The organism is Caballeronia sp. A2-2, assembly GCF_057612605.2.
The window spans coordinates 930,022-950,175 of sequence record NZ_CM172588.1 but is presented as its reverse complement, the minus strand read 5'-3'; the positions used below and the strand labels follow the sequence as shown (position 1 = coordinate 950,175).

Sequence of the window (20,154 nt, the reverse complement as noted above, 5' to 3'; positions counted from 1 at the left end):
GCGAACCGGTACACCCCGCCCGGTTGGCGTCGCGCTCAAGCGATGTGTCGGCAGGTCTCTTGGCTGGCAGGTCTTCATTCGCGCCAGCCTTCCCGGTCGAAACCAGTGGCGGTGGAGCGCGGACTCGCTGCGTACAATTGCGGGGGCAGCCACAGTTTCGCTGTGTTCCCTGTTAGGCCCTGAAAAATGGGCACCGACGAACGAGAAGTATTATGCCCGCTTTTAAAGACCCTTTAGCGCTAGGCACGAAGCGCATCATGCATTGCGAAGGAGACCGCGCATGTCCGCATGGCTGACGGTAGTGGGAATCGGCGAGGACGGCTGGCATGGTCTCGCGCGTGATGCACGCCGCGCGCTGTTCGAGGCCGATGCCATTCACGGCGGCGAACGTCATCTCGCATTCATGCCTGCGCGCGTGAAAGCGCGACGCGTGCCGTGGCCTAAACCTTTTTCGCTCGATGCAGTGCTGGCCGAGCGCACTCAAGGCACCGAACGCGTCTGCGTGCTCGCAAGCGGCGACCCGATGCACTTCGGCGTCGGCGCAACGCTCGCGCGCGAACTGCATAGCAGCGACATGCGCGTGATTTCCGCGCCTTCGTCGATATCGCTTGCAGCCGCGCGTCTCGGCTGGGCCTTGCAGGATGCGACCTTCCTGTCGCTGGTCGGCAGGCCGCCTGCGTCGCTTCTCGCGCACGCGTTTCGTGGTTCACGCTTGATCGTATTGAGCGCGGATGGCACCACGCCCGCGACCGTTGCCGCGTTATTGACCGCGCATGGTTTCGGCGCGAGCCGCATGACTGTGTTCGGGCATCTGGGCGGCGAACATGAAAGCCGCATCGATGAGCGTGCCGATGACTGGCGCGAACCGGAGGTCGCGGCGCTCAATCTCATCGCCATCGAATGCCGCACGCATGCGGGGCACGCGGGGCCGCCGCTCACGTGCGGGTTGCCCGACGAAGCGTATCGGCATGATGGCCAGATCACGAAGCGCGATGTACGGGCCATCACGCTCGCGCGTCTTGCGCCGCAGCCGGGCGAATTGCTGTGGGATGTGGGCGCGGGGAGTGGTTCAATCGGCATCGAATGGATGCGGGCGCATCATGCCTGCCGCGCGATTGCTATCGAAGCGAACGAGGGCCGTCAACGTCTGATCGAACATAACCGCGATGCGCTCGGCGTGCCCGCGCTGCAACTCGTGAAGGGCGAAGCGCCCGCTGCGCTCGAAGGCTTGCATGCGCCGGACGCCGTGTTCATCGGCGGTGGATTGACTGCGCCGGGCGTGCTCGATACATGCTGGACGAAGCTGCGGCAAGGCGGGCGGCTCGTCGCCAACGCGGTGACGTTGCAAAGCGAAATGGCGCTCGTGCAATGGCGTGCGCAACATGACGGCGAGCTTACGCGCATCCACGTGGCGCAGGCGGAGCCGCTTGGCACGTTCGATACATGGCGGCAGGCCTTGCCTATCGTGCTGCTATGCGTGAGCAAGCCATGAAGCGTGTGCTTCTTTTAGGCGGGACCGGCGATGCACTTGCCGTCGCGCGTCATCTCGATCCACCGCACGTCTATAGCCTCGCGGGTTTGGGCCGCGTGCCCGACGATCTCGCGTGCGAAGTACGTGTGGGCGGATTCGGCGGCATCGCGGGCCTCGTGCATTTTCTGCGCGATGCGAACATCGCTCTCGTGATCGATGCAACGCATCCCTATGCCGCGCAAATGAGTCATCACGCACGCGATGCCTGCACGCACGCCGATGTGCCGCTTTGGGCCGTGCGTCGTCCGCCGTGGCATGCGCAAGCGGGCGACGACTGGCGCGACGTCGCGGATTGGCGCGCAATTGTCGAAGCGGTCGCGCCTTATCGAAGGCTGCTGTGGACGCTCGGGCGCGAGCCGCTTGCGCATCTGCATGAGATTCCCGAATCGCAATTCTGGACCGTACGCTGTCTCGAAGCGCACGCGGGCAACACACGTTCGCGTATCGTGGATGCACGCGGGCCGTTCGACATAACAGGCGAGCGCGAATTGTTCGATGCATTGAATGTCGATGTCGTCATCAGCAAGAACAGCGGCGGCACGGCAACCGAAGCGAAGCTCGCAGTCGCACGCGAACGTGGCTTGCCCGTGGTGATGCTCGCGCGTCCCGCGCTGCCCGCCGCCGATCTGGAATTCGATACCGCCGCGCAAGCCGTCGAGGCTATGCGGCAATGGCTCAACTAAAGAATCGACATGACCGTCTACTTCATCGGCGCGGGGCCCGGCGACCCCGAACTCATCACCGTCAAAGGACAGCGATTGATTCGCACGTGTCCGGTGATTCTCTACGCCGGTTCACTCGTGCCGACGCAAGTGCTCGAAGGACATCGCGCGTCGCAGGTGGTGAATACGGCCGAACTCGATCTGGATGCAATCGTCGCGCTCTTGCAGGCGGCGCACGAAAAAGACGAGGACGTCGCGCGCGTGCATTCCGGCGATCCTTCGTTGTACGGTGCAATCGGCGAACAAATTCGTCGTCTGAAGGTACTTGGGATTCCGTATGAAATCGTGCCGGGTGTGACAGCCACCGCTGCATCCGCAGCAACGCTCGGATGCGAACTCACTTTGCCCGGCGTTTCGCAGACGGTGATTCTCACGCGCTACGCCACGAAAACATCGATGCCGGAGGGCGAATCGCTTGCTGATCTCGCGCGCCATCGCGCGACGCTTGCGATTCATCTCGGCGTGCGGCATATCGAACGCATCGTCGCGGAGTTGCTGCCGCATTACGGTGCGCAATGCCCCGTCGCGGTCGTCTTTCGCGCGAGTTGGCCCGATGAAGAACGCGTGCGCGGAACGCTCGCCGACATCGCAGAAAAAGTGCGTGCAGCAGGCATGGAACGCACCGCGCTGATTCTCGTCGGCCGCGTGCTCGATACCGACGATTTCGCGGATTCCACGCTCTATCATGCGCGATCTTGAAGCCGTGTTCGCGGCATTGGCGCAATCCAAATTTCGCAGCCGTTTCGTGCTGGGCGTGCGTGAACAGCGTTATTTGCGCGAACGCGGCATCGAAACGATCGTGGCGCAGGCGCATGAACTGATCGGCAAGAGAATTGCAGCGCAAGCGCCCGTCAATGATGGCAAGCAGACACCGTTTCGCGGACATCCGGTTTTCATCGCGCAACATGCAACAGGAACGTGCTGCCGTTCGTGTCTCGCGAAGTGGCATGACATCGCGGCGGGCAGGGCGCTCGACGAAGCAGAACGTCGCCATGTGGTCGCGGCGATCGAGCGCTGGCTGCGCGCGCAACCATCGATTGAAACAACGCTTATCGACGATCCTCAAAGAACGCTGCCCTTTTAGATGCACGTTACAAACAATGCCTCGCTAGTCCATGAGCTTGGGCGTAAAGTGATAGACCGGAATCGGCGACGCAGGAGGCCGTGATGTGGAAATGCAAGCGCTGCAGCGTCGAGATACCGAGAGAAGCCGTGCAACCGGCAATCGATCCAAGCGGAATATTCTTTATTTGCCCGGGCTGCTCGGGGCGCAATTCGCTTGAGAGCGCCGACCGGTCCAGCACGCGTCTTTATCAGAAAGCCTTGTCCGGCGAGGGTTCGCGAAGCCGTCCTTTTCTTTGGCTGGAAGGCGATCTCTTCTTTCGCGAAACCATTCAGAACAGAACGTTCCAGATTCAGATCACGCGCGAGTGTCTCGACCGCGTGTTCGGTTCGGACGGCTCCTTGTCGAGTGACAGCGAGGTCACGCACGTCAATCTGACGCATGTGCTCGGCATTGCGGGGAGGAAGGTCAGAGACGGACTGACTTCACCCATCAAGGTGCTGAGTTCCGACTTCGGATTCATGTGAACCCGCCTTACCTCTGGAAATCGCCATGTCGCGCATGATAAAAGTTGGCAGTCACGAATTTCACGTCGTTGTCGATTCGAGCGATGCGGGCGGTTTCTGCTACACGCTCGTCGATATCGACATGGGCGGCCCGCGCGTCAGCGAGATTCGTCATGAGAGCAATCTGCTCTTCGATACCGCGGAAGCCGCTTATGAAGGCGGTTCGGCACATGCCCGGCGCAATGCCCGGCAATACCGGCTTTAAACCAAGGCCGGAAATTTAGTGCGGTTTGAAAGGAACTCGAAAGAATTTCAAGACACCAAGTGGATGAAAGTTTTGCCGCGTGCCCAAAACGCACCATTACTTACGCCGAAATACCACAAATAGCGGATTTGAAACGGAATTCTGCGGGTATTTCGAGCGTGCGTACGTGGGTTTGCGGGTAAACTCTCATTCGTCTGTCGAGTCCCCTTTCCATTCTTCCTGTGTCGTCCTTGCCGCAGGATTTACCGCACGTCGCATGTCCGATAAACCTCATCGTCTCGTCGAGCTGGATTTCTTTCGTGGGCTCGTCATGCTTATCATCGTCGTCGATCATATCGGCGGCAGCATGCTTTCTCGCTTCACGCTACATGCGTTCGCCCTGAACGATGCCGCAGAAGTGTTTGTCTTCCTCGGCGGATTCGCTACCGCAACAGCCTATGTATCCATGTGCGAGCGCCGCTCCGAAAGCGCCGCGCGCATGCGATTCATCCGGCGCGCGTTCGAGATTTACCGCGCGTTCATCGTGACCGCCGTGCTGATGCTCGTCGCTTCCTTCCTGTTGCGCCCGTTCTTCGGCCACGCGCCGAACCTCGCGCTGCACGATCTCGACAGCTTCACGTCGGAACCGCTCGCCTCGATCACGCAGATTCTCACGCTGGAACGTCAGCCGTATCTCTCCGCCGTCTTGCCGATGTACACGCTGTTCGCGCTATCCGTGCCGCTGGTTCTGCCACTCGCGCGCAGCAAGCCGTGGCTGCTGCTCGGCCTGAGTCTCGCGTTGTGGGCGTGCGCGCCGCAGATCGGCGAATACATGCCTTCCGTCGATGACAACCTGTGGGACTTCAATCCCGCCGCGTGGCAACTCATGTTCATGCTCGGCGTGCTCGCGCGCTGCCAGCCGATTTATCAACGCGTCAGCGCCAACCGTTTCGGCTGGGCGATGAGCGCACTGGCCGCAGTGCTCATCGCGGGCATGGCGTATTACAAGCTGCTCGTGTTGCCGCCTGCGCTCGACAGCGCGTTCAAGCGCGATCTCGCCGGCGTGCGCGTCATCAACTTTCTTGCGATTGCGTGGATCGCGACGAATCTCGCGCGCTATGGCGTGGTGCGGCGCGTGGCGGCGCGGCTGCCGTGGGTCGGCGCGGTGGGGCGCGCGGGCATGGTGTGCTTCGTCGTGGGCGCGGTCATTTCGCTCACGGTGGATTCCGTTCTTTTCACGCTGACGGATGGCCTGGTCAATGTGCCCGCCGGAATCGCCGCCGATGCGATCGCCATCGGCCTGTTGCTCGCCGTGCCGCATGTACGCGAACCGGTGATGAACTGGGTTCGTGCGCGCATGCCGACCAGAACGGCAGCGGTCGCGGCGGACGTTCGCGTGCGTTGAGTTTGCAAGAGCAGGCGGGACTTCGTTCCCGCCTTCTTTATAACTTCGGACAGGCAACTAACTGTCGATCACTCCAACCGCCTTCGAACTCGGGATAAACCCGAGGCACGCATCTTGCCCTCAGTCCTGCACCACTACAAAAACTGGACTGTCGACATGCTCAAACTTGCCATCCTCTTCGCCATCATCTCGGTCGTCGCGGGCCTGTTCGGCTTCACGCGCGTCTCCTCGGGCGCGGCGGGCATCGCGAAGATTTGCTTCTTTATCTTCCTGATTCTTTTCGTCGTGTTCCTCGTCATTGCGATCAGCGCGGGGTCGCTCGTGCTTTAACGTCCGCGACGTCTTGCCCATGCGCGCTTCCTCGCATCGACCCCGGCGCGCATGCGGTGTTACATTGAGAGACGGAGATATTCACCGGCGCTGCGCGAAACTTATCGCGCGGCGCCGTTGAGCCATAAGGAGGGGACGATGCAGCAGGTCATCGGCACGGCATTGCGGCCGGCGCAGCAGGAGGTCATCCACGCATCGCACGAGCGTTCGGCGACCTTCGGCCTTTTTTCAACGATGCGTCCCGAATACGCCGTGCTGAGCGGCGCTGCCTTCGCTGCGAAGCTCGACGAGAACCACGCGTTGTTCGCGCACGCGTTGCCGGTGATGGAAACGCTCTACGCGCAGATTGCCAACACGCACAGCATGATCGCGCTGACCGATGCCAGCGGTCTCATCCTCCATTCGCTCGGCGACGACGATTTTCTCGAGCGCGCCCAAAAAGTCGCGCTGCGCGCGGGCGCGTTGTGGAGCGAAGAACATCAGGGGACGAACGCCATCGGCACGACCATCGCGGCGCGCGAAGCCGTGACCGTTCATGGCGATCAGCACTATCTGCGCGCCAATCACTTTCTGACCTGTTCGAGCGTGCCCATTCTCGATCCGCGCGGCAATCTCGGCGGCGTGCTCGACGTGACCGGCGACCGGCGCGGCTATCACCAGCACACCATGGCGCTCGTGAAAATGTCCGGCCAGATGATCGAGAATCGGCTGATCGCGAGCACGTTCAGCGATGGCTTGCGCATCCATTTCCATAGCAGACCGGAATTTATCGGCACGCTGATGGAAGGCATCGCCGTATTCGACTTGGACGGGCGTTTGTTGAGCGCCAACCGCAGCGCGCAGTTTCAGCTTGGGCTGGAACTGGGCCATCTGCGTGCGCAGACGCTGACGACGCTGTTCGGCGCGCGGCCCGATGAACTGATCGCGCGTGCGGGTGAAGCGGCGCATCGGCTGCAATTGCATAACGGCGTCGGCGTGTTCGCGACGATCGAATTTCACGCGCGGGCGGGAACGCCGCCTGTTGTCGTTACGCCAATTGCAAAGCCGGTTCCTTCCGCATTGGCCGATCTCTGCACCGGCGATGCGCAAACGCAAGACATCGTCACGCGCGTGCGCAAGGTCGTCGGCAAGAACATCCCGATTCTGATCGGCGGCGAAACGGGCGCGGGCAAGGAATGGCTCGCACGCGCGATCCATCGCGATTCGCCGCGTCAGGCGGGGCCGTTTATCGCGGTGAATTGCGCGTCGCTGCCGGAAACGCTGATCGAGAGCGAACTCTTTGGTTATGCGCAGGGCGCGTTCACGGGCGCGGCCAAACGCGGCGCGACCGGCAAGATCATGCAGGCGAATCACGGCACGCTTTTTCTCGATGAAATCGGCGACATGCCTTTGGCTCTGCAAAGCCGTCTGCTGCGCGTGCTGCAAGAGCGCGAAGTGGAACCGCTCGGCGGCGCGCGCGCGGTGCCGGTGGATTTCACGTTGATCTGCGCGAGCAATCGTAAGTTGCGCGAACTAGTGGAGCAGGGGACTTTCCGCGAAGATCTGTATTACCGCGTCAACGGGCTTTCCGTCACGTTGCCGCCGTTGCGCGAGCGGACCGATTTGCGCGCGGTTGTCGTGCGAATTTTGCGTGCGGAAAGCGTGGATGGCCGCGTGCCTGGCATCGATGAAAACGTGCTCGACTTGTTCGAACGGCATCGCTGGCCGGGCAACTTCCGGCAGTTGAGCAACGTGCTGCGCACCGCCAGCGCGATGCTCGACGATCACGAAACGCGCATCTGCATCGAGCATTTGCCGCGTGATTTTCTGGATGAGCTGGACGCGACAGCATCGACCGCTTCCGCTCAATGTGTCGATGCACGCCTCGCCGATATCGCCGCGAGCGCGGTGGCGGCGGCGCTCGATATGCATCGCGGGAATGTGTCGGCGGCGGCGCGCGCGTTGGGTGTTTCGCGCACGACGGTGTATCGCAAACTCAAGTCATAGCGTTCAGCGCGATGCGTCGATTGCAGGCGCATCAGGCCGCTGGTCTTCGAGCGCGCCGCTATGATCCTTCAAGCCAACGCCCGTGAGCTTCAGCTTGCGCGCTTCGTTCAGATGCCAATGCAGCTTGAACGCGGCGGTATCGTAATCGAGACCTTCGGGACGCACGTTCGAGATGCAGTTGCGCTCGGCATCGTTGCGGCCCGCGCGCGGCGCATACGTCACGTAAAGCCCGAGACTGTCCGGCGAACTCAGGCCCGGCCGCTCGCCGATCATCACCACGACCATCTTCGCCTTCATCAATTCGCCGATGCGGTCGCCCAGCGCCACGCGCGCCTGCGTCGCGATCACGATATCCGCGATGTTCCAGCCTTCGAGCCGGTCGCGCATGCGGGTGAGCATCGGCAGGACATGGCGTTTCGCGGCGAATGCTGAAAGACCGTCTGCGGCGACGAATACCACGTCGGGTGCATCGTTCATGGTCGATGCATGCGCCGCGAGCCGTTGCGCGCTTTCATCGCTCAATGCGCGGCCCAGGTCTGGACGACGCAGGTAATGATCGCGGTCGGGCGCGGCGCTCGCGGCATCGAGCGTATTGAAGCCTGCTTCGTGCAGTGCTTCGGCGAGTGCGTGAGTATCGAGCGGTTCGTGCACGGCGTCGCGCGCTTGCGCATGCGCGAGTTCGAAGGCGAGCAAAGGCGCGGTCGGCAAGCTGCTGCCCGAACGCCCCAACGCGATGCGCGCGTTCGTGAAGCGCCGCAGCGTATCCCATGGACTGAGGGCATCGTCCGTCATGTTTCGATCCATTCGAGCAACGGCTGCTGCATGGGCGATGCAAGCAATGCACCTTGCGCGTCCGTCACGCGCATGCTCGCGAGCCATGCCTCGAATTCCGGCGCGCGCTTGAGATTCAAGACGCGGCGGATATAGAGCGCATCGTGAAAGGACGTGCTCTGATAATTGAGCATGATGTCGTCCGCGCCCGGCACGCCCATGATGAAATTGACGTTGGCCGCGCCCAATAGCGTGAGCAGCGTGTCCATGTCGTCCTGATCCGCTTCCGCGTGGTTCGTGTAGCAAACGTCCACGCCCATCGGCACGCCGAGCAGCTTGCCGCAAAAGTGATCTTCGAGTCCCGCGCGAATGATCTGCTTGCCGTCGTACAGATATTCCGGTCCGATGAAACCGACCACCGTATTCGTCAGCAACGGCTCGAACCGACGCGCGACCGCATACGCGCGCGCCTCGCACGTTTGCTGATCGACGCCATGATGCGCGTCCGCAGAAAGCGCGCTGCCTTGCCCTGTTTCGAAGTACATCACGTTGTCGCCGACGGTGCCGCGTTTGAGCGACAACGCCGCCTCGCGCGCTTCCTGAAGCAACGAAAGCGACACGCCGAAACTCGCGTTCGCGCGCTCCGTGCCCGCGATCGACTGAAACACGAGATCGACCGGCGCGCCCTGTTCGATGGCCGCGAGCGTGTTGGTCACATGCGTGAGCACGCAGGACTGCATCGGCACGTCGTAGCGCTGGCGGAAGGCGTCCATCATCGACAGCAGCTTGCCGATGGCGGCCGGCGAATCGGAGGCGGGATTGATGCCGATGACCGCATCGCCGCAACCGTACAGCAAACCGTCGAGCATGGAAGCGGCGATGCCCTTCGCATCGTCGGTCGGGTGATTCGGTTGCAGCCGCACCGACAGATGCCCCGGCATGCCGATCGTCGTGCGAAAGCGCGTGATGACCGGCCGCTTTTTCGCCGCGAGAATCAGGTCTTGATTGCGCATGAGCTTGGAGACGGCCGCCGCCATTTCCGGCGTGATGCCCGAGGTCACCGCTTCGAGCGCGGACGTGCTCGTCGTGTCCGCGAGCAGCCATTCGCGGAATTCGCCGACCGTCAGATGCGCGACGGGCGCGAAGGCTTCCATCGAATGCGTATCGACGATCAGACGCGTGATTTCATCGTCCTCGTAAGGGATGAGCGGTTCGTCGAGGAACGCGCGCAACGGCACTTGCGCGAGCGCCAGACGCGCCGCGACACGTTCTTCTTCCGTCGACGCCGCCACGCCCGCGAGTTCGTCCCCCGAGCGGCGCGGACTGGCGCGGGCGAGCAGCGTTTTCAAGTCGTCGAAGCGGTAGCGGCGGGCGCCGATCGTTTCGTGATAACTCATCGGATGTCCTTGAGGCTTTCGGCCGGATGGATCATCCTTTCACTTTAACCGCTTTCGGCGTTGGCGCGTTTGCGGTCAAAAATGACGCGGCGCGGCGTTTTTCTCGTGCGTGCGATAATTCGCTGCTTCAATCCGCAAGCCTCATTCCGCTGTGAAAACCCTCCTCGCTTCAATCGACCGTCTGCACGATTTCGACGAAATCGTCGATGTGCGCACGCCGCTCGAATTCGCCGAGGATCACATTCCCGGCGCGATCAACGCACCTGTCCTGAGCAACGAAGAACGCGTGATCGTCGGCACTATGTACAAGCAAGTTTCGCCGTTCGAGGCCACGCGCGTCGGTGCGGCGATGGTGGCGCGCAATATCGCGCATCATCTCGACACGCTGTTCGCCGACCGTCCGCGCAACTGGCGGCCGCTGATTTATTGCTGGCGCGGCGGCAAGCGTTCCGGTTCCATGACCACGTGGTTCAACATGATCGGCTGGCAAGCGCGTCAGTTGGATGGCGGGTACAAGATGTATCGCCGTGACGTGCTCGACCGGCTCGTGAGCATGCCTGCGCGGTTTCGCTATATCGTGCTGGCGGGGCATACGGGCAGCGGCAAGACGCGTTTGCTCAATGCGCTCGAACGCGCGGGCGCGCAGACGCTCGATTTGGAAGGACTGGCGGCGCATCGTGGGTCTTTGCTCGGGGCGTTGCCGGGACAGGCGCAGCCTTCGCAGAAAGCGTTCGATTCCGCGCTCATTCGCAAGCTCGCCGGGTTCGAGCATGAGAAGCCCGTGTTCGTCGAGGCGGAAGGGCGGCGTATTGGTTCGATCGCCTTGCCCGATGCGTTGCTCGATTGTCTGCATGCGTCGCCATGTTTGATGGTGGAAGCGCGGCGCGAAGATCGCATCGCGTTTCTCTTGCAGGATTACGCGCATCTTTTCGATGATCCCGCGTTCTTCAAGGCGCAACTGGACAAGCTCGTCGCGTTGCATAGCCGTGAGCGGGTGGCGCAATGGCATCGGCTGATCGATGAAGATGCGCGGGCCGAATTGTTCGGCGAACTCATCGATCGTCATTACGATCCCGCTTATGCACGCAGCAGCAAGGCGCTTTACAAGGAAGTGTCGCGCGCGTTGCCTGTGCTTTTTCGTCCGACTGGCGAGGATGGTTTGGAGCAGGCGAAAGCGCTGCTCGAACGGCTTGCCGGGACTCTCAACTTCGAACACCTTACGATATGAATACGCTTCGACAATCGCGCGTCGCGCCGGGCTTGATTGTGTTTTTGCTGATCGCCGTCGCGGGGCTTTTCTACGTGAAATGGTTTCCGTATTACAACCGCGCGTTCGTCGCGGCGAGTCAGCATTCCATCGGCAAATCCATTTTGATGGGGACGGCCGCGAGTGCGCCTGCGCCGTCGTGGCACGCGGCGCTCGATTACGCGCTGGCTTATGGCAAGGCCATCTGGCAGGCGATCGTGCTAGGTCTTTTGCTCGGCTCTGCTTTGCAGGCTTTGATTCCGCCGCGCTGGGTGGCGCGTGCGCTTGGCGGGCAGGGGTTTGGGAGCGTGGTGAACGGCGGCTTGATGTCGCTGCCGGGGATGATGTGCACGTGCTGCGCCGCGCCGGTCGTGGCGGGATTGCGGGCGAGGGAGGCATCGCCGGGGGCGGCGGTGGCGTTTTGGCTCGGCAATACCGTGCTCAATCCGGCAACGCTCGTGTTCATGGGCTTCGTGCTCGGATGGCAGTGGATGGGTTTGCGGCTCGCGCTTGGCGTGTTGATGGTGTTCGGGTTGGGGTATGCGGTGAATCGCATGGTGACGCCTGAGCAGGCGGCGTCTTCTCGCGAGGCTTTGGCTCGCTTGGTCGAGGAAGATGTGCCGGGGACCGCGTTTTCACGCTGGATTCGGATTTTGGTAAGGATGTTTTTTCGGCTGGTGCCGGAGTATGTGGTGTTGGTTTTGTTGTTGGGCGCTGCGCGGGCTTGGTTGTTTCCGGTTATTGGGCCGGATGTGGGTAATGGGTTTCTCTGGATTCTCTTGTTTGCTGTCGCGGGGATGCTGTTCGTGATTCCCACTGCCGGGGAAGTGCCGATTATTCAGGCGATGCTTTCGCTTGGGATGGGGGTTGGGCCTGCGGGGGCGTTGTTGATGACTTTGCCGCCGGTTAGTTTGCCTTCGTTGGTTATGGTGGGGAGGTCGTTTTCGGTTAAGGTTTTGGGGTTTGTTGCGGTTTCTGTGGTGGTGTTTGGGGTTGTGGGAGGGGTGGTGGCGGTTGGGGTGTTTTGAGGGTTTTTCGTCGTGCAAGGGGCTGCTGTTTTTTGTGCTTTTATTGCAGTAGCCGCCTCCCCGGCGGGGGGGTGACTTTCTTTGCTGCTGCAAAGAAAGTCACCAAAGAAAGCAGCTTTTTACCCCATGCACGATGGCTGGAGAGGGTTGGTCTGGATTAACGATACAGTGGCCGCAATAGGATGTCCTACGTTTGGTTAAGCGTGTAGGCAACCTAGCGATTACGCGCTCGAATCCTTTGGACTTAGTGGACCGCATTCATTCTTTCGGCCATGCGCTGCGCGCGCCGAGAAAGTAAGAACGGAATCCCGCAGCCTATAAGCGCCCAGCCACCTCAAACCCTTTCGCTAGATTGCTATTTGGCCCAACCTTGGTTAGCGCTTTTGGTAAGCATTAAAGGCGCTACGTCTGGATGTTTCTTTGTCAAATTGCTAATTACGCTGGGCCAAATTGCGTGGATGAGTTTTCGGCCTAAAGGTTTTCCCGCATACATCTTGAAAAAAATTCCCTATAAGTTTCGTCCGTCGTGATTCAGCGATGAAACGCGTATGACGCAATACAAATATGGCGAAGCAAGGAAATTTAATGTTCAAGGCAGCAGTACGAGACGGTGATTCCACGACTACCGGTGGCCAGGTGTTTGGGTCTGGTTTTCCCGCTGACGGAAGGAATGTGGCGCTTGACGGTGACAAGGCAACTTGCGGTGAATGTCCTGGAAAGCATCTGATTCGAGGATCGCGTCACGGCGCAATAGTGAATGGTCGCGCTATGGTCCAAGAAGGCGACGATGTCACGTGTCCGTGTGGCAAGAACCGAGTCGCAGCGAGCTTTTCTGGAATCGTTTTCGAAGAGGCAACCACGCGACAACACAAGTACGATCACGGGCCATGTTTGAACCGTACCTTTTATGGTAAAGATTCTATCTCCATGTGCGATGAAGTGTACGTGCTTCGGAGTCAAGCGAGTGGACATCCCCTTCCAAACGTGTACTACCGTTTGATTAGCGAAAACGGCGTAATTGCGCAAGGTATTACCGACCAAGCTGGACGGACGCAACGCTTCAAGACGAATGTGGCCGAACGAATCACGGTCGAGATTGGGGACATTGAGTAATGGCAAGAGAATTCTTCGAAGTTCACTCGTCCATGACCAACACGATCGAGGGATCGTCTGTGGATGTGTACGTCAATACAGAACGCATCTGCCCGAACATGACGAATGCAGATTTTAGAAAGATGTTCGCGGCGGCACAGCAGGAGGCAATCGAAAAACTGGAAGCCCGCCTTGCGGGGTTGAGAGTCTGGAGCGCAAGCGAAAGGGACCGGGTATGGCGATGGTTCGGCCGTAACGACGAAGCCACTCATCGGCGGCTTCAAGTTGGACTTACAAAAGTTCTTGAGGTGGTGCGCGGATTTGGGCCTCAAAACGTAGTGCGAAGCGGAAGCGATGCGGACCGCGCAACCGGATGCCTTCCTAACTCTCGCACGGACGGCGTCGCGGCGCACGTATGCGCACCAGATACCGCGACACACACGATGGCAATCGATCTCAATTTTTGCACGATGCGGCCATGGAGTGGAACAGGCGACTCCCAAGCATCAACCATCATCCATGAGGCGACTCATTTTCTCGACACGATGGCAACGGGCGACCCTCAATACACGATAACTTTTCGGTTAAAGGATTGGGGGCAGGCGCATCCCGATCTGGCAATAGTGAATGCCGACAGCGTAGCGGGGTATTGTGTCTACTCTGAAAACTAAACCCTTGATTCCCGCGTTCTTGTTGATGTGGTTTGCATCAGCATTAGCCTGCGATGGTCCACAGAATCAACCTGGAGGAAATATCGATGTTGCCTTCGCGCGGGATTCGGCGTCGCTTAATTTAGGGGAATTGGCACGGCTTTCAGCATGGTCCACTGAAATGAAAAAGTTCGAATATGCGGACGCTATTCAGGTCGTTGGCCTCGCGGAATCACGTGAAGCCAAGCCAAAGAAGCTGGCGGAACAACGCGCCCAAACAGTGTGGAACGCTCTTCAACAGTTCGGTCTGCACAGTCCGCACTCATGGGTAACCGGGCGCGTTTATGCCGTGCGTGAGCCACGAAGATTTTCTGAGCCGGGTGGGGAGCGGGTAGAAGTCACGTTTAGCCCCGGATGCCCGAACGACTGTTGCATCCCGTAATCCGTTGTCCCAATGGCACGTGCGAACGTTCGAGCGTGTAATCGCCGCTTGTCCATACTGATAGCGGAACAAGGTCGACACGTTTCGGCGCACCGCGACGTGAAACATACGTTTCGGCTGACGATCCAAGAATGGCACCCTAGGATACTGTCTGCCCGCAGTGCTCGCCTTTAAAAGAATACGCGATGGAAAGCAGGATTAACGCAAAAAACTGCGCATTGTGCGGTAACCCGTTCGCCATTGTGGGCGACTCGGACGAGCACATCATTCCTAACTCGATCGGTGGACGGCGCAAGCTTCGATCTTTCATTTGTACTGGATGCAACCGCCGTACCGGCGAGACGTGGGACGCTGAAATTTGGCGACAGTTTTGCCTTATTGCATCAATGCATGGCACGGTGCGCGAGCGTGGTGAATTACCGGCTGTCGCTGTCAACACCGCATCAGGGAAGCAATTAAAACGTCGGCCAGATGGAGTCCTGACGCCTCGAAGGGTCACTTTTGAGGAGGTGCCCAATCCTCAAGGTAACGGCTTCCTTATCAGTGCTGCTGTGCGCACGATGAAGGAGGCCAAAGACATGGCGAAGAGTCTGGCGGGAAGATACCCTGAGATGAATGCTAAGGAAATTCTTTCGAAGTTCCAGCCAAAGTCGGAGTTCCTCGATTCACCAATCACGTTCGGATTGGAATTCGGCGGCGCGCTGAGTGGACGCTCAACAGTGAAAACCGCAATTGCTATGGCAATGGCCGCGGGAGTTATGCCATCAGCGTGCAATCTCGCGCTCCCGTACCTTATCGACGAAAAGAGCGATGCGCCCTACGGTCTGTTCTATGAGCGCGATTTGATAAGCGAGCGACCCACCAGCTATACACCCCATATTGTCAGTGTTCGCGGCGATCCAGGCCGCGGCTGTTTGTGGGGATATGTAGAGTATTTCGGGCTAGCTCGAATCGTCGTGCCCCTAAGCGATCGATACGACGGCAAAGCCTTTTCTTCTACTTATGCATTTAATCCCGCCAATGGCAAAGCGATTGACATCCGTGTGGATCTATCCTTCTCCGATGATGAGGTTGAGCGGATCAAGGCGAACGAGGCATATACAGATGAACAATACACTGCCGTGGTCCACGCTTCGTTCAACATCGTCTATTTCCGAAGCCTGCGACGTCAGTTCAGAAAGTCCCTCGCCGAGTCGTTTGCGCATGCTGCATCGAAATTGGGAATTGCCTATGGCGAGGCCATTTGTCCGGAGCAAGCTGAAAAATTTTCAGAATACATGATGGAAAAACTCGGGCCGCTGCTAGCACACATGTATGCGAATGGCCTCCCAATCGCAGAGGCCATGCGAAGCGATGGCGCTGAGTGACTCTTGCCCCCAGCGGTATTGCTATTTTTCTGGAGATTTGCCAGTGCTTCGATGATCTGCGAAGTGAAGCAGAAAAGAGAACCAGCATCGCCTACCTTCTACGCGTGGTTGTTCGTCGGGTTCTCAAGCAACGTACGGCCGAATAGCAATAGAGCGGGGAGGCGTGAGGTGGCTGGGCACGCGCATGCTGCGGGGTTCCGTTCTTACGTTCTCGGCGCGCGTAGCGCATGGCCGAAAGAATGAATGCGGACCACTAAAAATCAAACGATTCGAGCGCGTAATCGCGAGGTTGCCTAAGCGGCGCGTTGAGCGTGGAAAGTTCTATTGCGGCCACTGCATCAATTAATCCAGACCAACCCTCTCCAGCCATCGTGCATGGGGTAAAAAGCTGCTTTCTTTGATTACTTTCTTTGCAGCAGCAAAGAAAGTGATCCCCCCGCCGGGGAGGCGGCTACTGAATAAAAAGCCCAAACACCAGCAGCAGCAAAGGCGCCCAAATCACCCCTTCGCCCCCACCATAATCAAAACCTTAAACGGCAACGCCAACAAAACCGCCCCACCCACGCCAAAGAACCAAAGCAAAACAAACCACCCAGCCCTGCGCAAATGAGCCGCATAACGCTCAATGATAGTGATGATCCCCATGCCTCACCTTCCCTCGAAAAACCCAATACCCCAACACCGTATAACCAAGGATCAAAGGCAAAATAACCCCCGCCCCGACGATAGTAAAAAGCTGACTTGACCGTGGCGCCGCCGCATCCCACAAGGAAACCCCGGGAAAGATGTCGTCAGGAGAAATACTCGCGACAAGCCCCAAGTACCCCAGCACCACAAACCCCAAAGCCGCTACGAAAGGCCACCGCTCATGCCCCGACAATATGGATCTGCGCATCACAAAAGCGCACCCGAGAACCAAAACCGGCACCGGCAGCATGCGATAAAACATCGGCGTATCGAACCAGCGCGAGGCGATGCCCGCATCCTGCATCGGCGTCCAGACGCTCACGACTGCAATCGTCAGCAGTTGAACCAACGTAAGCGGCCAAACAACGCGATACAAACGACGCTGCAAATCGCCCTCGGTCTTGGCAATCAGCCAACATGCTCCAAGCAACGCATAAGTCACGACCAAAGCCACACCGGTGAACATCGCGAAAGGCGAAAACCAGGCGAATGCATCGCCGGAAAAACGCCCATTGGAAACAGGAATGCCATCGAGAAAAGCGCCCAGCGCCACGCCCTGAAAGAATGTCGCCCCAGCCGAACCACAAATGAAAGCAAGATCCCAAAGATGCTTGGTACGACGAGCCTTGGCGCGAATCTCGAACGATACGCCGCGAAAAATCAGACACACCAGCATCAACACGAGCGGCAGATAAAGCGCGGAAAGCACCGTCGAATAAACCATCGGGAATGCGGCAAAGAGCGCCGCGCCACCGAGCACGAGCCACGTCTCGTTGCCATCCCAGACGGGCGCGACGGTGTTCATCATCACATCGCGATCGTGCTGATCGGGAAAGAACGGAAAGAGAATGCCGATGCCCAGATCGAAGCCATCAAGCACGATATACATCAACAGCCCCAACGCAATGATCGCGGCCCACGCGAGAGTCAGGTCCATGAATCACACTCCTTCGATGGATTGATGCGGCAAGCTCAGCGGACGACGCGCACTGCCATCCTCGGGAGAAGGCGCATGCGTGGACGAAGGACCGTGCTTCAGCAACTTGAGCAAATAGTAAATGCCCGTGCCAAACACGATGCTATAAACCACCACGAACGCCAGCAGCGACACACCGACCTGCTGCGCGGTAACAGGCGACACCGCATCGGCCGTGCGCATCACGCCATACACGACCCACGGCTGACGTCCCGCTTCCGTCGTGATCCATCCCGCAAGCAGCGTGACGAAACCGCTCGGTCCCATGACCAGCACGAAGCGATGAAACCACCGCGCATCAAACAGCCTGCGTCTGCGATGCAGCAGCCACGCCATCACGGACATCGCGATCATCAGCACGCCGAGACCGGCCATCACGCGAAAAGTCCAGAAAACGAGCGTTGAATTGGGCCGGTCCTGCTTGGGGAAAGACTTGAGGCCACGTATTTCGCCATCCCAACTATGTGTGAGGATCACGCTGCCGAGATGCGGAATCTGCACGGCGTATTTCGTGGTTTCGGCATCCATATCAGGAATGCCGAATAGATTGAGCGCAGTGCCGCCTTTCTCCGTTTCCCAAATGCCTTCGATCGCCGCGATCTTGGCCGGCTGATATTCGCGCGTGTTGAGTCCGTGCGCATCGCCGACGACCGCTTGTATCGGCGTGAGCGCAAGCAATAACCAAAGCGCCATCGAAAACATCTTTTTGATGGCGGGATCGCGCCGGCCGTCTAGCAAATGCCACGCGCCGCTCGCCGCGACCACAAGCGCCGCGACGATGAACGCCGCAATCGCCATATGCGCAAGCCGATAGGGGAACGAAGGATTGAAGATGATCGCGAACCAGTCGACCGGCACCACATGATCGCCCTCGATGCGATAACCCTGCGGCGTTTGCATCCAACTGTTTGACGCGAGAATCCAGAACGTGGAGATGAGCGTGCCGATGGCGACCATCAGCGTCGCGCCGAAATGCGCCTTCGGACCAACCTTGTTCCAGCCGAATAGCATGATGCCGAGAAAGCCCGCTTCGAGAAAGAACGCGGTCATCACTTCATACGTGAGCAACGGTCCCGTGACCGGCCCGGCGAAACTCGAAAAGCCGCCCCAGTTGGTGCCGAATTCATACGCCATCACAACGCCCGACACCACACCCATGCCGAACGCGACGGCGAATACTTTCGACCAGAACAGACACAGTTCCTTGTAGACGGGCTTGCCAGTCTTGAGCCACGCGCCTTCTAGCACGGCGATAAAGCTCGCCAGCCCGATGCTCAACGCGGGAAAGATGATATGAAACGAGACGGTGAACGCGAACTGGATTCGCGCGAGGTCGAGAGCTTCCGGAGTCGCATGCATGATTGCCTTCTGCCTTGAAATTCACGCGCGCGCCGTGCAGTCACGGGCTGAAACGGGCGTGTTGACGGCTCGAAGGTTAGTCCTATTTCACGATGTCTGTTGCGCTGCGTCAGAGGATGCGCATTGCGCGCAAATGTCGCAGATTCAAGGGTTTATCCTATGCACACGATTGATCCGTCGACGTTTTCGGGATACGCACTCATCAACGTGCAGTCATACGCGGAGCGATTTTTGCGACAATCGACCGCACTGCGTCACGGCAAGTTGTCGCAGGCAAAAGCAATCAACCCTGAAACGAACTTTGACGCGCTCGCCCTATGGAAGTCCAGGCGCGCGCGCGTAACATAATGGGCTTTACGCGCGGCCCTTCGCGCGGGCAAAGACAAGTCGGAGAACATCATGCGGCTGGACGATGAAGCGGAAAGTCAGAACGTCGAAGACCGGCGCGGAGGCGGCGGTGGCGGCTTTCGCATGGGCGGCGGATCGATCGGTATCGGGACGATCGTCGTGGCGCTGGCGGCGTCGTATTTCTTCGGCATCAACCCGATGACGATCATCAACGGCGCGCAGATGTTGCATTCGAACGCGCCGCCGCAGCAGCAAACCCAACCGCAAAACGGCCCGCCCGCGCAGGATGCCGGCGCGGTGTTCGTGCGCCGCGTGCTCGGCAATACCGAACGCACCTGGCAACATATCTTCCGCACGCAGTTCAATCAGGACTACCCGGCGCCCAAGCTGGTCATGTTCTCCGGCGACACGCAAACTGCGTGCGGCGTGGGGCAGACCGCGATGGGTCCGTTCTATTGTCCCGGCGACCGCAAGGTGTATATCGATCTTTCGTTCTACCGCGAATTGCGCGACCGCTTTGGCGCGGGCGGCGATTTCGCGCAGGCGTATGTGATCGCGCATGAGGTCGGGCATCACGTGCAGAACGTGCTCGGCATCATGAACAAGGTGGATAGCGCGCGTTCGCGCATGTCCACCGCGCAGCAGAATGCGCTGTCGGTGCGCGTCGAGTTGCAGGCGGATTGCTTCGCGGGCGTGTGGGCCGCTGTCGCGCAACGTGATAACGCGAAGCTGATCGAGCCGGGCGATTTCGAGCAAGGACTGAACGCGGCGGCCGCCATCGGCGACGATCGTCTGCAACAGCAATCGCAAGGGCGCGTGATGCCGGAATCGTTCACGCACGGCACGAGCGCGCAGCGGCAACGCTGGTTGCGTCGCGGCCTGTCCACGGGCGATGTGCGTCAGTGCGATACCTTCTCGGCGCAATCGCTTTGATGCGCTGAGCGCCGCGATTCTTTAAAATCGCTGGTTTCCCGTTCTCCGACGGGAAGCACACACGGCCCACT

General features: G+C 59.5%; 20 protein-coding genes and 1 riboswitch. Of the genes, 15 read left to right on the top strand and 5 right to left on the bottom strand.

The window, feature by feature from the left end; all coding sequences use genetic code 11:
* Nucleotides 1-32: 32 nt before the first annotated feature.
* Nucleotides 33-213: riboswitch (cobalamin riboswitch) on the bottom strand.
* 67 nt (nt 214-280) lie between these two features.
* The 9 genes from cbiE (at nt 281) to ACZCWR_RS20665 (ending at nt 7,787) form a co-directional block, all read left to right on the top strand.
* Nucleotides 281-1,492 carry a precorrin-6y C5,15-methyltransferase (decarboxylating) subunit CbiE gene (gene cbiE / locus ACZCWR_RS20705; RefSeq protein WP_487303498.1) on the top strand — a complete coding sequence of 404 codons (1,212 nt, stop codon included), beginning with the start codon at nt 281-283 and terminating at the stop codon, nt 1,490-1,492.
* A complete protein-coding gene (locus ACZCWR_RS20700) occupies nt 1,489-2,214 on the top strand; it encodes a cobalt-precorrin-6A reductase (RefSeq protein WP_487303497.1) in 726 nt (241 codons plus the stop codon). Before cbiE ends, ACZCWR_RS20700 begins: the two co-directional genes overlap by 4 nt.
* Nucleotides 2,215-2,223: 9 nt before the next feature.
* Nucleotides 2,224-2,952 (top strand): precorrin-4 C(11)-methyltransferase, encoded by a 729-nt coding sequence (gene cobM, locus ACZCWR_RS20695; protein WP_487303496.1) that lies wholly within the window; start codon nt 2,224-2,226, stop codon nt 2,950-2,952.
* A complete protein-coding gene (locus ACZCWR_RS20690) occupies nt 2,939-3,337 on the top strand; it encodes a DUF4186 domain-containing protein (RefSeq protein ID WP_487303495.1) in 399 nt (132 codons plus the stop codon). Before cobM ends, ACZCWR_RS20690 begins: the two co-directional genes overlap by 14 nt.
* A gap of 83 nt (nt 3,338-3,420) precedes the next feature.
* Nucleotides 3,421-3,843, top strand: coding sequence for a hypothetical protein (locus ACZCWR_RS20685; RefSeq protein ID WP_487303494.1), 423 nt, complete (start codon nt 3,421-3,423; stop codon nt 3,841-3,843).
* Nucleotides 3,844-3,868: 25 nt separating this feature from the next.
* Entirely contained in the window at nt 3,869-4,087 is a 219-nt protein-coding gene (locus ACZCWR_RS20680) for a hypothetical protein (RefSeq protein WP_487303493.1), read from the top strand.
* 256 nt (nt 4,088-4,343) lie between these two features.
* On the top strand, nt 4,344-5,471 hold the full coding sequence (locus tag ACZCWR_RS20675) for an OpgC domain-containing protein (RefSeq protein WP_487303492.1): 1,128 nt from the start codon (nt 4,344-4,346) through the stop codon (nt 5,469-5,471).
* A gap of 156 nt (nt 5,472-5,627) precedes the next feature.
* Entirely contained in the window at nt 5,628-5,801 is a 174-nt protein-coding gene (locus ACZCWR_RS20670; RefSeq protein WP_487303491.1) for a DUF1328 domain-containing protein, read from the top strand.
* 138 nt (nt 5,802-5,939) lie between these two features.
* Nucleotides 5,940-7,787 (top strand): sigma-54-dependent Fis family transcriptional regulator, encoded by a 1,848-nt coding sequence (locus tag ACZCWR_RS20665; RefSeq protein WP_487303490.1) that lies wholly within the window; start codon nt 5,940-5,942, stop codon nt 7,785-7,787.
* A gap of 3 nt (nt 7,788-7,790) precedes the next feature.
* On the opposite strand, the gene eutC is transcribed toward ACZCWR_RS20665, so the two are convergent.
* The gene (gene eutC / locus ACZCWR_RS20660; RefSeq protein ID WP_487303489.1) at nt 7,791-8,579 is read right to left on the bottom strand and encodes an ethanolamine ammonia-lyase subunit EutC; all 789 of its coding nucleotides are present in this window, start codon (nt 8,577-8,579) and stop codon (nt 7,791-7,793) included.
* Nucleotides 8,576-9,955, bottom strand: coding sequence for an ethanolamine ammonia-lyase subunit EutB (locus ACZCWR_RS20655; protein WP_487303488.1), 1,380 nt, complete (start codon nt 9,953-9,955; stop codon nt 8,576-8,578). Before ACZCWR_RS20655 ends, eutC begins: the two co-directional genes overlap by 4 nt.
* Before the next feature lie 151 nt (nt 9,956-10,106).
* On the opposite strand from ACZCWR_RS20655, the gene mnmH reads away from it, so the two are divergent.
* From mnmH to ACZCWR_RS20630, 5 genes are all read left to right on the top strand, one after another.
* Entirely contained in the window at nt 10,107-11,183 is a 1,077-nt protein-coding gene (gene mnmH / locus ACZCWR_RS20650; protein WP_487303487.1) for a tRNA 2-selenouridine(34) synthase MnmH, read from the top strand.
* Nucleotides 11,180-12,229, top strand: a complete 1,050-nt coding sequence (locus ACZCWR_RS20645; protein WP_487303486.1) for a permease — start codon at nt 11,180-11,182, stop codon at nt 12,227-12,229. Before mnmH ends, ACZCWR_RS20645 begins: the two co-directional genes overlap by 4 nt.
* A 585-nt stretch (nt 12,230-12,814) precedes the next feature.
* Nucleotides 12,815-13,342 carry a PAAR domain-containing protein gene (locus tag ACZCWR_RS20640; RefSeq protein WP_487303485.1) on the top strand — a complete coding sequence of 176 codons (528 nt, stop codon included), beginning with the start codon at nt 12,815-12,817 and terminating at the stop codon, nt 13,340-13,342.
* Between the two features lie 32 nt (nt 13,343-13,374).
* Nucleotides 13,375-13,992, top strand: a complete 618-nt coding sequence (locus ACZCWR_RS20635; protein ID WP_487303484.1) for a M35 family metalloendopeptidase — start codon at nt 13,375-13,377, stop codon at nt 13,990-13,992.
* Between the two features lie 606 nt (nt 13,993-14,598).
* A complete protein-coding gene (locus tag ACZCWR_RS20630) occupies nt 14,599-15,780 on the top strand; it encodes an HNH endonuclease (RefSeq protein WP_487303483.1) in 1,182 nt (393 codons plus the stop codon).
* Nucleotides 15,781-16,278: 498 nt separating this feature from the next.
* Here the strand turns inward: ACZCWR_RS20630 and ACZCWR_RS20625 are convergent, their stop codons facing one another.
* The 3 genes from ACZCWR_RS20625 to ACZCWR_RS20615 are packed head-to-tail and all read right to left on the bottom strand — an operon-like array spanning nt 16,279 to nt 18,802.
* The gene (locus ACZCWR_RS20625; RefSeq protein ID WP_487303482.1) at nt 16,279-16,425 is read right to left on the bottom strand and encodes a hypothetical protein; all 147 of its coding nucleotides are present in this window, start codon (nt 16,423-16,425) and stop codon (nt 16,279-16,281) included.
* A complete protein-coding gene (gene cydB / locus ACZCWR_RS20620) occupies nt 16,403-17,404 on the bottom strand; it encodes a cytochrome d ubiquinol oxidase subunit II (RefSeq protein WP_487303481.1) in 1,002 nt (333 codons plus the stop codon). The genes ACZCWR_RS20625 and cydB overlap by 23 nt, the downstream gene beginning before the upstream one ends.
* 3 nt (nt 17,405-17,407) lie before the next feature.
* Entirely contained in the window at nt 17,408-18,802 is a 1,395-nt protein-coding gene (locus ACZCWR_RS20615) for a cytochrome ubiquinol oxidase subunit I (protein ID WP_487303480.1), read from the bottom strand.
* Between the two features lie 399 nt (nt 18,803-19,201).
* Here ACZCWR_RS20615 and ypfJ point away from each other — a divergent pair, with 399 nt between their 5' ends.
* Nucleotides 19,202-20,083: a KPN_02809 family neutral zinc metallopeptidase gene (gene ypfJ, locus ACZCWR_RS20610; protein WP_487303479.1), complete on the top strand. Its 882-nt coding sequence runs from the start codon at nt 19,202-19,204 to the stop codon at nt 20,081-20,083.
* Nucleotides 20,084-20,154 lie beyond the last annotated feature (71 nt).

What these genes read in the sequence shown, in the direction of transcription:
- cbiE (WP_487303498.1), top strand. Translation starts at nt 281, where the DNA reads ATGTCCGCATGGCTGACGGTAGTGGGAATCGGCGAGGACGGCTGGCAT.
- ACZCWR_RS20700 (WP_487303497.1), top strand. Translation starts at nt 1,489, where the DNA reads ATGAAGCGTGTGCTTCTTTTAGGCGGGACCGGCGATGCACTTGCCGTC.
- cobM (WP_487303496.1), top strand. Translation starts at nt 2,224, where the DNA reads ATGACCGTCTACTTCATCGGCGCGGGGCCCGGCGACCCCGAACTCATC.
- ACZCWR_RS20690 (WP_487303495.1), top strand. Translation starts at nt 2,939, where the DNA reads ATGCGCGATCTTGAAGCCGTGTTCGCGGCATTGGCGCAATCCAAATTT.
- ACZCWR_RS20685 (WP_487303494.1), top strand. Translation starts at nt 3,421, where the DNA reads ATGTGGAAATGCAAGCGCTGCAGCGTCGAGATACCGAGAGAAGCCGTG.
- ACZCWR_RS20680 (WP_487303493.1), top strand. Translation starts at nt 3,869, where the DNA reads ATGTCGCGCATGATAAAAGTTGGCAGTCACGAATTTCACGTCGTTGTC.
- ACZCWR_RS20675 (WP_487303492.1), top strand. Translation starts at nt 4,344, where the DNA reads ATGTCCGATAAACCTCATCGTCTCGTCGAGCTGGATTTCTTTCGTGGG.
- ACZCWR_RS20670 (WP_487303491.1), top strand. Translation starts at nt 5,628, where the DNA reads ATGCTCAAACTTGCCATCCTCTTCGCCATCATCTCGGTCGTCGCGGGC.
- ACZCWR_RS20665 (WP_487303490.1), top strand. Translation starts at nt 5,940, where the DNA reads ATGCAGCAGGTCATCGGCACGGCATTGCGGCCGGCGCAGCAGGAGGTC.
- eutC (WP_487303489.1), bottom strand. Translation starts at nt 8,579, where the DNA reads ATGACGGACGATGCCCTCAGTCCATGGGATACGCTGCGGCGCTTCACG.
- ACZCWR_RS20655 (WP_487303488.1), bottom strand. Translation starts at nt 9,955, where the DNA reads ATGAGTTATCACGAAACGATCGGCGCCCGCCGCTACCGCTTCGACGAC.
- ACZCWR_RS20645 (WP_487303486.1), top strand. Translation starts at nt 11,180, where the DNA reads ATGAATACGCTTCGACAATCGCGCGTCGCGCCGGGCTTGATTGTGTTT.
- ACZCWR_RS20640 (WP_487303485.1), top strand. Translation starts at nt 12,815, where the DNA reads ATGTTCAAGGCAGCAGTACGAGACGGTGATTCCACGACTACCGGTGGC.
- ACZCWR_RS20635 (WP_487303484.1), top strand. Translation starts at nt 13,375, where the DNA reads ATGACCAACACGATCGAGGGATCGTCTGTGGATGTGTACGTCAATACA.
- ACZCWR_RS20630 (WP_487303483.1), top strand. Translation starts at nt 14,599, where the DNA reads ATGGAAAGCAGGATTAACGCAAAAAACTGCGCATTGTGCGGTAACCCG.
- ACZCWR_RS20625 (WP_487303482.1), bottom strand. Translation starts at nt 16,425, where the DNA reads ATGGGGATCATCACTATCATTGAGCGTTATGCGGCTCATTTGCGCAGG.
- cydB (WP_487303481.1), bottom strand. Translation starts at nt 17,404, where the DNA reads ATGGACCTGACTCTCGCGTGGGCCGCGATCATTGCGTTGGGGCTGTTG.
- ACZCWR_RS20615 (WP_487303480.1), bottom strand. Translation starts at nt 18,802, where the DNA reads ATGCATGCGACTCCGGAAGCTCTCGACCTCGCGCGAATCCAGTTCGCG.
- ypfJ (WP_487303479.1), top strand. Translation starts at nt 19,202, where the DNA reads ATGCGGCTGGACGATGAAGCGGAAAGTCAGAACGTCGAAGACCGGCGC.